Source organism: Aneurinibacillus thermoaerophilus (genome assembly GCF_900099925.1).
In the GTDB taxonomy this organism is placed as follows: domain Bacteria; phylum Bacillota; class Bacilli; order Aneurinibacillales; family Aneurinibacillaceae; genus Aneurinibacillus; species Aneurinibacillus thermoaerophilus.
Genome location: NZ_FNDE01000057.1, coordinates 1 through 11,209, shown reverse-complemented (window position 1 = coordinate 11,209; position 11,209 = coordinate 1). Strand labels below are relative to the sequence as shown.

The 11,209-nt window shown below is 45.9% G+C and carries 9 protein-coding genes; all 9 read left to right on the top strand.

What is annotated here, in order from left to right; translation table 11 throughout:
* Nucleotides 1–31: 31 nt before the first annotated feature.
* On the top strand, nucleotides 32–4,570 hold the full coding sequence (locus BLR88_RS17670; protein WP_139185023.1) for a hypothetical protein: 4,539 nt from the start codon (nucleotides 32–34) through the stop codon (nucleotides 4,568–4,570).
* Nucleotides 4,570–5,118, top strand: coding sequence for a distal tail protein Dit (locus tag BLR88_RS17665; protein ID WP_091261460.1), 549 nt, complete (start codon nucleotides 4,570–4,572; stop codon nucleotides 5,116–5,118). The genes BLR88_RS17670 and BLR88_RS17665 overlap by 1 nt, the downstream gene beginning before the upstream one ends.
* Nucleotides 5,119–5,133: 15 nt before the next feature.
* On the top strand, nucleotides 5,134–5,529 hold the full coding sequence (locus BLR88_RS17660) for a phage tail fiber protein (protein ID WP_091261458.1): 396 nt from the start codon (nucleotides 5,134–5,136) through the stop codon (nucleotides 5,527–5,529).
* Nucleotides 5,530–5,535: 6 nt separating this feature from the next.
* On the top strand, nucleotides 5,536–8,040 hold the full coding sequence (locus tag BLR88_RS17655; protein ID WP_091261455.1) for a hypothetical protein: 2,505 nt from the start codon (nucleotides 5,536–5,538) through the stop codon (nucleotides 8,038–8,040).
* A 12-nt stretch (nucleotides 8,041–8,052) separates the two neighbouring features.
* The gene (locus BLR88_RS17650) at nucleotides 8,053–8,382 is read left to right on the top strand and encodes a hypothetical protein (protein ID WP_091261453.1); all 330 of its coding nucleotides are present in this window, start codon (nucleotides 8,053–8,055) and stop codon (nucleotides 8,380–8,382) included.
* Nucleotides 8,379–8,519: a CD1375 family protein gene (locus BLR88_RS19785; RefSeq protein ID WP_175493679.1), complete on the top strand. Its 141-nt coding sequence runs from the start codon at nucleotides 8,379–8,381 to the stop codon at nucleotides 8,517–8,519. Before BLR88_RS17650 ends, BLR88_RS19785 begins: the two co-directional genes overlap by 4 nt.
* Before the next feature lie 12 nt (nucleotides 8,520–8,531).
* A complete protein-coding gene (locus BLR88_RS17645) occupies nucleotides 8,532–9,050 on the top strand; it encodes a phage distal tail protein (RefSeq protein WP_091261450.1) in 519 nt (172 codons plus the stop codon).
* Nucleotides 9,051–9,061: 11 nt separating this feature from the next.
* Complete coding sequence (locus BLR88_RS17640; protein ID WP_175493678.1) at nucleotides 9,062–10,939, top strand: phage tail spike protein; 1,878 nt, start codon at nucleotides 9,062–9,064, stop codon at nucleotides 10,937–10,939.
* 60 nt (nucleotides 10,940–10,999) lie between these two features.
* Nucleotides 11,000–11,209: phage holin family protein (locus BLR88_RS17635; protein ID WP_139185022.1), on the top strand; the 210-nt coding region annotated here is incomplete at its 3' end.

The window sequence follows — 11,209 nt, the reverse complement described above, 5'->3', positions numbered from 1 at the left end:
TATGGGGGATGCTGAAGCAGGCGTAGAGGCAATGGCAAAAGCATGGCGGAATTTTGCTAACGTAATAGAGCAATTATTCGATGCGCTTGGTCCTACCATAGAAGCAATAGGAAACAAACTAACGGGTATGACAGCAGCTGCTACTGAATTTTTGCGTAACAATCCTGGTTTTGCCACCTTTGTTTCGCACATATTGGCCGGAGGTGCAGCCCTTACAGTTTTCGTAGGTTTGCTGGCTCCTTTGGCGTATGGTCTACTCTTTTCAAAAGATGCATTTTTAGCGTTAGGTCTTGCCATGAAAGGGATGCAGGCGGGCGCGATGGCTGTCCTTCCCCCTCGTGTCGTACAGATGACAAAAAGCTTCGATATGTTTAAGAAGGCTATCGCAGGATTGCCTAAGATGCTTGCAGGACTTGGCCCGGCTTTAGCTACAGCGTTTAGGGCGGCCCCTCTCGCACTAGCAAAATTTGTGGCGGACTTTGTAAAGCTCAATCCAATGTTGACTGCTTTCTCTTTGCTAGCCACTGTGATTATTGACAATTGGGATCGTGTAGGGCCTGTGTTGTCGCAGATATGGAAAGATGTACTTCTAGCATTCAAGCCAGTGGTACAGGCATTTCAGGACGCGAATGGCTCTGTATGGCCTGCTGTTCAAAATGCGCTAGAAAGCATTAGTCGTATCGCTGGTACGGTCTTAGTGGATGCGTTGAAAACCATTGAGCCTCTCATCCGAGCGATTGCTCTTGCGATTAACGGCGATCTGAAAGGTGCAGCAAGCGCGTTCGGTGACTTTGCAAGTTCATTCCAGTCAGTAGGTAGCTTGATTGGTGGTGTGGCAATCGCTTGGGGTGTCTATAAGACGGCCGTAGTGGGTGCAACGATGGTTCAGTCTGCTTTTGCAACTGCTCAAGGCATTGCATTAACGAGTACGACTCTGCTTACTACAGGGCTTACAAGAGCGACAGGTGCATTGACAGCCTTACGCTTTGCTTTTATCTCTAATCCTATCGGTCTTGCAATCACAGGGTTATCTCTAGCGGCAGGCGCAGCAACGCTCTTTGCTAACAAAACAGAAGAAGTTAAAGAGGTTACGCTCGAGCAGGTAGACGCACTAAATAAACAGCGCGGCGCGCTTGAAAATACCATCAAAGAATATGAAAGTTTGCGTAGTTCTATCAAGCTTTCTGAGCCGGAATTACTGCGGTACATGGACTTGCAGAAGCAAATTGCTCACGAGACAAATCCTGAACGCCAAGCTGTACTTAAGAAAGAACTGGACGAACTTGCAAAAAAATCAGGGGTATCCGTCGAGCATTTACAGAACTTTTTCAAGGCGAACAGTGATCTTATTCGACAAGCGCCAGAAACAGCACAAGCTATTAGTGCAGAAGGCGAAGCGCTTGCGAAGAGTGCGGATGCAGCGAAGAATCTTGTTGCTGAACTTGCAAAGAAGTCGCAGCTTGAACTCGAAACGCAAAAAGCAAACGTTGACGCACAGATGACGCAAAATCTTGAAAAGTACGCACAAACGGTACAACGAATTAAAACACTTGAACAAGAACGTGTTCAGCAAAAAGAGCTCATTAAACAGCTTGAAAATCAAGTAACGCAAGCAGAAATGAATTACCAAAAAGTCAAGCAAGACGGGAATTTCTTTGAAAAACGCGCAGCAGAAGAAAGATTAAACAACTTGAAGGGTACACTTGCGTTAGAGCGCAATACTCTTGTTTTGAAATCGCAACAGCAGTTGGAAGCACAAAAAGAACTCGCTAATCTTGACCAAGTATTCCAAAAAACGAAGCAGATTTATCAAGCGCTTATTCAGCGTCAAGCACAACAAGCAGGCATTAATGCTTCGGTTGGAAAAGAAGTTGATGCTATTGATGCGGTGCTTAAAAAGCATATGCAAACTCGTGCTGAGCTTCTTGCTAAACAGAAAGCAGGGAAAGATTGGAATGCCGAACAACAGAAGACACTTGAAAAGACAGATGCAGAAATTAAGAAGCTGTTAGAAACGAAAGTTGCTATACAAAACTTACAGGCAGAACAAACGAAGGTTGGTAAAAAAATCGATGAAGCTACCGGCAAGGCTACTGAAATGAATAAAGAGTTAGGTAAAAAGATAGAAAAACCAGTTGACGGAAAGCAAATCGATGACGGAAAGAAAAAAGCCAACGAACTGAATAAAGAGCTTCAAAAACCTGCTACAAAACAAGTAAACGTACAAGTAAACGACAGTCCGATTAAGAGGCTTATGGATTGGCTAAAGACGCCGTTTACAAAGACTATCAACCTTGTCCAAAGCGTAACTAAGCAGATAAAAGAAATAAAATTGCCCAGTATTTTTGGTGGAAACAACAACCCTCCAAAAAGGCATAGCGGCGGTACCGTTCATGAGCTTCCGAAATTTCACAGTGGTGGAAGTCCGGCACTGATGGGTACACCTCCGAAATCAAACGAAGTAGACGTACGTCTGCTTCGCAATGAGATGGTGCTTACCAAAGAGCAGCAAGCCAATCTGTTCAATATGATTCGGACATTCAAAGGCGTTGTAGCCAAACGGGTAGCAAGCGCAAAAGCGGTTGTTGAAGGTGCAAACAAAATCATCGCACAGGCAGCACAAAAACTGGCAGCTCCAAAAGAAGAAGCGGTTATCTCTCAGACACTTGCTGAGATTAAGAAGAATGCAGCAGTCGCATCCAAGGGTGGTAGTAAGCAGCAACAGCGCACAACCGACAACAAAGCTTTTGCAGAAGCGATGAAGACGGCGCAGTTTAAGTTTGACAAAGGTGTCTTGAACGCTCAACAATATATCACTGTTTTGCGTGAAATCGACAAACAGTACGCTAAGTTGCCAGAACATCATCGCCAAGTCAGCGAAAAAATAAGTAAGACACAAGAAAATCTTACGAAAATCGTTTCTGAGCAAGCAAAGAAACAGTTCGAGTCATCGAAAAAATGGATTGACGAGAAAAAGTATTACAATCAGCTTTCGCTTGAACAGGAACTTGCGGCATGGGAACGAGTGGCCGCACGCTTGCAGAAAGGTACGGAAGAGCGAATAGAAGCCGAACGCGAAATCTATCGCGTGAAACAGGAGATGGAACGAGCTAGCTTCGAGAATTCCAAGCGATGGATAGAAGAGAAAAAATACTACAACGAGCTTTCCCTTGAAGAAGAACTTGCAGCGTGGGAACGAGTGCAGAAGCGGTACAAGCTAGGAACGGCTGAACGCAAAGAAGCAGATCGAGAAGTATACCGAGTGCGTGTAGAACTTGCTACGAAAGCAATTGAAGAAGAATACAAACAGACCATAGAGGCAATTGACCGAGCTACAAAAACCGTACAGGAAGCTGCTGAACGTCAAAAAGAAGCGATAGAACAGCGCCGGGACGCTGCCCTCAATGCGTTGAAGCGCGAAGAACAAGCAGAGCTAGATAGTATCGACCGTCGACAGAAGGCGTATGAACGTTCTCACCAAGAACGTATAAAAATGTTGGACGATGAGACAAATGCAGCTATAAAACGACTGCAAGCGGAGATAGATGCAATTGATAGGCAAGGTCGCGACCAGGAGTACGCCTACAAGGACGCCGACCGTCAGAAAGAGTTAGCTGAGCTTCGAAAGCAATATGACAAATACAAAGTGTCTGCTTCAGCAAAGGGTCAAAAGAAAGCGGCTGACCTACTCAAGCAAATTGAAGAGATACAAACTGAGATTGAGCGCGATGAGCAGGCGCGTCGTCGTGAACAACAGAAAGCGGCGTTACAGGAGCAAATTAACAACATCAAAGAAGCGGCTGAACAAAAGAAAGAGCAGTGGCAGCTTGAATTCGAGCGTCAGAGAGAGCAGTTTGAACTTGAAAAACAGCAACGTCAGGCGTACTATCAGCAGCGTGAACAAGACTTGAAAGCATCGTTTGACGAAGAATTGCGGATGCTTGAAGAAAGCACCAAGCAGCAGCTTGCACAGCTGGAACAACAAAAAGTCGATGCAGAGCGTACACGGGACCAAATGCTCGAAGATGCGAAGCGGAAGGCAAGAGAAATGCTGAACACGGTTGAACAGAATCAGAATCAAATCGTTAGCACGCTTCAATCAAAGAATCGCGAATACTACCAGTCCGGCCAGACGCTCGGTAACATGTTCGCATACGGTCTGGAAAGCGCATTTGACCGGGTGAAGCAAGCGGCGAATAAAATCGCTAGTGCGGTGCAGGGACCGTTGAAGCTGAATTCCCCGGCAAAGGAAGGACCACTCTCTACGCTTGATAAATGGTGGAACGCCTTTTCTGACACGCTACTTGAAGGTCTTGATACAAAAGCCATCAACGCAGCCATGAATGCAATGGTAAATCCGAATTTGTCGTTTGCTTCTCTGGGAGCTGTCGGGGCAAAGGTAGTGGCATCCAGCGCGAGTACGAAGCAGGAATTCTATTTCGAGCGCATGTTTGAGGGAGCGAATTTCGTCATTCGCGATGAGCAAGATATCCGGGCGTTGGGTCGGGAGATTGGCAGTACAATCTTAAATGGTGCGCAGAGTAGTAGTAGAGCAAGGGGGCGGAAGTAATGAGTGACTTCACCTACAAAGGTATATCAGCACGCTCTATGGGCGTTCGGATACAGTCGAAGAAGCGCCCTCTGCTCCCTAACATACGGCAAGAGTATGAAGACATACCTGGCCGACATGGAAGCTATTCGTTTTCTGATGGCACGCTCGAAGACATCACGATCGAAATAGAGTGTTGGGTAAAAGCTGATAGTCGGGATGACTTGCGCTATAGGGCGCGGCAAATTGCTGCATGGCTGTACTCAAAAGACAAGCAGCGCCTGGTATTTGATGATGAACCAGGCGTTTTTTATTTAGGAAGGCTTGTGAATCAAATTGACTTAGAAGCGCTTATCCGATTCGGGAAATTTACATTACAGTTCCGATGCGACCCGTTTGCTTATAGTGTTCAGGAGAGAGCGGAGAAGCGCATTATCGCAACGTCGCCTTACGAGTTTACCGAAATAGTAGGCGGTACAGCACCGACGAAGCCGGTTGTTGTCCTGAAAAATACCGGCAGTGCGGTGCTCAACGGATTCACGCTCACGGTTGAAACAGAGATTGAATAGGAGGGAAGAAAGAGTATGGCAATGTCTAATTACTTGGAAACAGCAGTATTAAATCTGCTACGTGGTGTATCCTTTACACCTCCAACCACTGTTTATATTGCACTCTACACCAATGACCCGACTGACGCCGACATAGGGACGGAAGTGGCGGCGGTGGACTATGCAAGGCAAAAAATCACATTTGGGGAGCCTACACAGGGAGCGGATGGAAAAGCGAAGATTGCGAATGACATTGAGATTGCCTTTCCAAAGGCAGGAACGGACTGGGGAACTATTACGCACATAGGTTTCCGGGATGCGGCCACAGGTGGAAATTTGCTGTATTATGGCGCGCTTGCCAATCCAAAGAAAATAGACGCTGGTGATCGTTTCCGGGCAATGGTAGGAGATTTTACGCTGAAGTTGGGGTGATGATGTATGCAAACAATGTATCCAGCAATTGTGAATTCACCGTTGACTTCGCTTGTCGCGGCGATTGACGATACACAGAACACCATTGAAGTTACGGACGGCTCAAAGCTACCTGATGCGCCGAATTTGGCGACGATTGGCGGCGGGGAAAACGCAGAGACGGTTCTTTATACCGGGAAATCTGGAAACACACTGACAGGCGTTACACGGGGTTTTCAGGGTACTGCGCGAGCTTGGTCTGCTGGAACGCAGATTGGGCGCTTTTTTACTGAATATGATTATGCAGCAATGATAGAGAATATAGAAGAGATGTCGGCGCAGATCGGGGAAGGAATACCGTTTCAAACTACCCTACTCCCCGGCCTTAACATTGTTACCGTCCCACGTAGTACGCCGTTCAATGTGCTGAACATAAAAGGTCGGACACTAGTGAATCTACTTGGGCGTTTAGGACGTACAGCAACATCAGCAACTATTACAATTGATGCAGCAAAAACATACCTTATCATCAACGAAGGTGGTACGAGTGTAACGGTAAACGGAGCGAGTCAAATGACACCGTATAAAGTAACCGGCGTTACTTCGCTTGCTCTTTCGTGGGCATCCGGTGAAAAAGTTGCCGTCTACGATATTACCGGGGATACTACTATCGACAGCCTTACGAATGCGCAGATTAACGCCAAGTACCCGTATGTAGACGACATAAAAGGCGTTCGGAATCCATATATCATCCGGTATGGTAAAAACATTCTGCCGCCGTTTACGGAGTGGACTTTGAACTCTAACGCAAAGGTTGAAAGTGCGTACAAACTAACGTTAAACGCTACAGCATCCACACAATATTCTAGTTTTGATGTTCCTGTAATCGGTGGACAGACTTACACACTTAGCTATATAACTAATACTGTTAGTGTGGGGTACATGAATATTGAGTGGATTGATAAAGATGGAAATACCATAAGTTATTCTCCGCCAAATCAAACTACACAAACAGTATTAGCTCCAGCAAATGCCGTAAAAGCTAGAGTACTTGCTACAAGCACAGCGGCAGGTACATTTACCTTTGAAAACCCGATGCTCAATATCGGAGACACCCCCTTACCTTTCGAGCCACAAAACGACGACTACATGCTCATCGACGCTACCTTCCACGGAAACCCGGTAACAGGCGTAGCAGACCACTTGTACTTCGACGATAACGGACAGGCGCGGAAGGTAAAGTGGTTTGAGGAAGTCGTGCTGGATGGAAGTCTGCCGTGGGAATTGACGGAGGATAACACGGGGAATAAGAGGGTTCAAATAAGAAGTCAATTTATCGCTTGGGTAGGGAAAAATAGTTCTAGAGTTGTTAAGTTCGATGGAAAAATACTTAACTATAACGGTGTAGGTAAGGATGTTGATACTTTTATTGATTATTGGGAAGGTTCAGCTTACCCGCATGGAACATTAGCCATCACAATATCTGATACAGACAGCGGTTGGGGCGAGAACTATACGCCGACACCAGACGAGATAAAAGCGTATTTTTATGGATGGAAAATGCACGGTGATGGTGGACCATACACCACCTACACAAGCGGTACAAAACGATGGAGTCCTCGACTTGCCGATGGTTCTGTAAATGGTAGCGGGGAAACAACAACTTTGCCAACAACAATAGCTCCAGGTTTCACTCCATACCGCCTACTCTACCAACTCGCTACACCAGTCGAAGTCCCGGTAACATCCGAAGGGGAAATTTCTTTGCACGAAGGGGATAATTTGCTTGAAGTCGGGACAGGGGTTGTACGAAGAGAGCATGCAAATCCCGGTTTATCGTTACCAAGATATTGGATAAACGCAAATGGATTGCAGAGTACATGGTTTAAAAATCGTGCAGAAAAAATCCTTGCCGTATATAAGAATGAAATTATTGATAAAAGCTGGACGATATGGACAAACACTATAACAGGATATGGTCTTTCCGAAGCAGGTGTATTAACAACAGATTATGATCCGGCAGCTCTATACTCTGCATCATACATTGTATTAGATAAGTATTTATATACCGCCCCACTTATCGACTTACAGGCGGAATACCGCACGAAATTAGCCGGAGTGGTAGCGGAATTAGCGCAAGACCAGGCGGATTTAGCGACAAGGGTTAGCGTGGTTGAGACGCAGTATGCACGAAAGCAACAGGGGCAATGGATTGTTCCAGTTCTTCTAAATGGATGGTCAGTACCGAATGGCACCGGTGTTATGCTGGGTTACTACAAAGACCAATTTGACATAGTAAATGTGTGTATTCGGATGATGGCAGGAATAACAGCAGCACAAACGCCTTTATTTATTCTTCCGGCAGGGTATAGACCAAAAACAGATATATTGTTGTTTGTTGATACAAACAATTCTCCAACAGACCATAAAGGTATACCAATTGTTGTAAACAGTGACGGGACAGTAAGAATAGGTGAAGCCGGAAGTTTAACATGGATAAATCTTGCGGTTAGTTTCCGAGCCGAACAATAAAGGAGGTAACATATGCTCATACAAGTACACCGCATAGATGAAAACGGGTTCTATCTTGAACCTGTCCTCATCGAGCAAGGCGACGTTGTCAACGATGAAAACATCATCACCGTCGACCCGCCACAAGGATTGTACAAACCACGCTGGGTTGAAGGAGAATGGACGGAAGGTTTGACGCAAGATGAGATAGATAAATTGACAAAGCCGAGTGAGTTACAACCCAATCCGCTTGCTGATGCATATGAGGCAATCATTGCACAAGAGATACGTCTCTCAAAACAAGAAGAGACTATTTTAAAACTTCAAACAGAAATTAAGCAATTGAAAGGAGAATCCGCATGATTAAGCCGTATATTTTGCGTGCTTATGTATATTTAGTGAAAGTAGGCCGTATGGATATTGAGACACTACCGCAAGAGGAATATCGCGAGCCAGTAGCGCAATATCTGATTGATGAAGAAATGAAAAACCAAGCATAATGAGGGATATAAATGTTTAATCGCGGCGCATTTAACACGATGCCTTTTAATCGCGAGGTTATAGAAGGTACAGACAAATATGCCGTTGCTGTTCTGGAAGCGACAAGCGAATTGATTGCCCGAGCGTCTGTTGACTATGCCGGAAAAGCTGTTCTTACGGCAGAAAGCGAAACCGATCTTGTTGCCACGCGGGACCGATACGGTGCTGCTACCATTGAAGCGAGCAGCGAAACAGAGTTTGTTATCTCTACTCGCTTACAGGCCACACTTGAAGCACAAAGCGAACTGGTTGCTATAGGTCGGCGCATGCAGACGCAAACCATTCGGTTTACCGGACCAATTCAACCGGGCGAGCAGCTCGTGATCGACATGGATAAAATGACAGCGGTGTTGAATGGTCGGAATGTGCTGAATCAGCTTTCTGGCCCATTCTTAGAACTTCAACCTGGCGAAAATACACTGCTCTATTCTGACCAAAACAGTGCACGAAATATTGAACTTATTACACGTTATCGTGAACGCTCGTATTAGGAGGTGAGATTTTGCAACCGATTGTTTACGACAAATTTGATACCAAATATGAAGGCTACGGCTTGGCTATCTTGGAGAATGCCAAAGACGTTCGAGTGTATGAAAAGCTGAACGAAGAACATACACTCGAATTTGTGCTTCCAAGAAACGATCCGAAGTGGGAGTATATTCAAATCGAAAACTTCGTCAAAGTAGATGGACACTTGTATATCATCCGAACTACCGAAGAACGGCGAGACGGGGCAGGGAAGCTGCTCTCAAATGTCCAATGTGAGCATATCTTCACTGAATTGCTGGACGAGTATATTCAGTACGAGGAACTTATCAACGTCACGGCGCAGTTTGCTCTGGATCGGTTCTTGAACGGAACCCGGTTCAGTGCTGATGCCACTCGACTTACTGGCAACCGGGACTTAGAGGTTGAAGACGGTACGCCCATCACGGCTATCAATTTGATGCTGAAAGAATGGAATGCAGAAGTAATGTGCGCTGGGTTACCCGGGCAGGACGGCAAGTTTCGTGTCACCTTGCTTCCGGAACGCGGCGAGAATAGAGGTATTCAGATTCGATACCGGAAGAACCTGAAAAGCATCAAGAAAACAGTAGATAGCCGGGGCGTCGTTACTCGGTTATATGTATATGGAAAGGACGGTCTTGGCATCGAGGGAGCTAGTCAAAACACGGCGAAGCTTTCGTATCTTGATAGCCAGTATATCGGCAACTATCCTCGACCAAAGAAGGGAAGTATCACATTTAATGACATTGAGGACCCGGATGAGTTGTACAAAGCAGGTCAGGAACATTTGAAGACAGTTGAAGTGCCGAAAGTGACGTATGAAGTCGACCTAATCGATTTACAAGCAGTAGCGGAATACGGCGACACAGAAGCTATCGAATTAGGCGATACCGTGCGAGTCATTGACGAAGAACTTGGTATTGATGTCTTTGCCAGGGTGGTAGAGTATGAGAAGTACCCATACGAGCCGTGGCGCAGCAAAGTTGTACTCGCAAACTTCCGACCAGGGCTGTCTGACTTCCTCTCCGAGCTGAACGATGCGAAAGATACTATTCAAAAAGTGACAACCTCGAAGGGGAATGTGAATGCCTCTTTTCTGGAAGGTATCATTAATACGCTGAAAACGCGCATTACGGGCAGCATGGCGATGGCAAACGCGCAAGTGATGGAGGACAAGGGCATTCTTTTTGAGAACACAGATGTGAATTCGCCCGACTACGGTGCGCTTTACATCGGCCCTGGTATCTTCGCCATTGCGGACAGAAAGAATGGCAACGAGTGGGACTGGCGTACGTTTGGCACCGGCTCGGGATTTACAGCAGATGTGATTAATGCAGGCATACTGAATGCAGCGCTGGTAAAGATTTTGGCAAGCAACGCCGTGTACCTGGACGGTACGGGTATGCATGTGATTGATTCGAACAACAATGAGCGCGTGCGAATTGGGGAGTATAAGCCGGGTAAGTTCGGAATAAAAGTGACTGACGGTGAAATGTACTCTACACGCTTTCAGACGAATGTAGAGGGCGCGGATACGTATGTGGCCCTCGAGCCTCCTGCCACCCTTGTATGCTACAAAAATGGAAAAAAAATCATTCAGATAGATGCGAGTCACTCTGAGCCACGTATCGAAATATACAACAAATATGGACAACGGTTAGGCACGCTTGGCACATACGGAGTGAATGACATTGAGTACATTGGAATATTTGCACCACGTGAATCAGGCGGTATTACTTTGAGTACTGGAGACAACTTGGTGATTGTACCATCAAAAGGAAGTATGAAAATCGAAACGAGTGGCGAGCTCTACGTGAAAGGCGATATATATGCGACAGGCTCAATTAGAGCCGGCGGAGGGATTTTTGGATAAAAACGAAGCGCCACAAGGCGTTTTTATTTTTTCCCCGGAAAGGGGATGAGGAGGATGTAGATGAGACAGGAAACAGATACATTTTATACTTTTGTAGTTGGGGGCGGCGCAGCGAGCGCTGCCTTTTTACTTGGAGGATTTGACCGTTTAGTGGTTGCCCTTGCTATTTGTATGGCAGCAGACTATCTATCTGGCGTTTTAGTCGGGTTTTTTAGAGAAAAAAAGATAAGCTCAGAACGAGCATTTCACGGACTGCTTAAAAAAGGGGCC

Bases quoted from the DNA above. Each gene is read 5' to 3' on its own strand.
- BLR88_RS17660 (WP_091261458.1), top strand. From the start codon at position 5,134: ATGGCAATGTCTAATTACTTGGAAACAGCAGTATTAAATCTGCTACGT.
- BLR88_RS19785 (WP_175493679.1), top strand. From the start codon at position 8,379: ATGATTAAGCCGTATATTTTGCGTGCTTATGTATATTTAGTGAAAGTA.
- BLR88_RS17650 (WP_091261453.1), top strand. From the start codon at position 8,053: ATGCTCATACAAGTACACCGCATAGATGAAAACGGGTTCTATCTTGAA.
- BLR88_RS17655 (WP_091261455.1), top strand. From the start codon at position 5,536: ATGCAAACAATGTATCCAGCAATTGTGAATTCACCGTTGACTTCGCTT.
- BLR88_RS17645 (WP_091261450.1), top strand. From the start codon at position 8,532: ATGTTTAATCGCGGCGCATTTAACACGATGCCTTTTAATCGCGAGGTT.
- BLR88_RS17665 (WP_091261460.1), top strand. From the start codon at position 4,570: ATGAGTGACTTCACCTACAAAGGTATATCAGCACGCTCTATGGGCGTT.
- BLR88_RS17670 (WP_139185023.1), top strand. From the start codon at position 32: ATGGCAAAAGCATGGCGGAATTTTGCTAACGTAATAGAGCAATTATTC.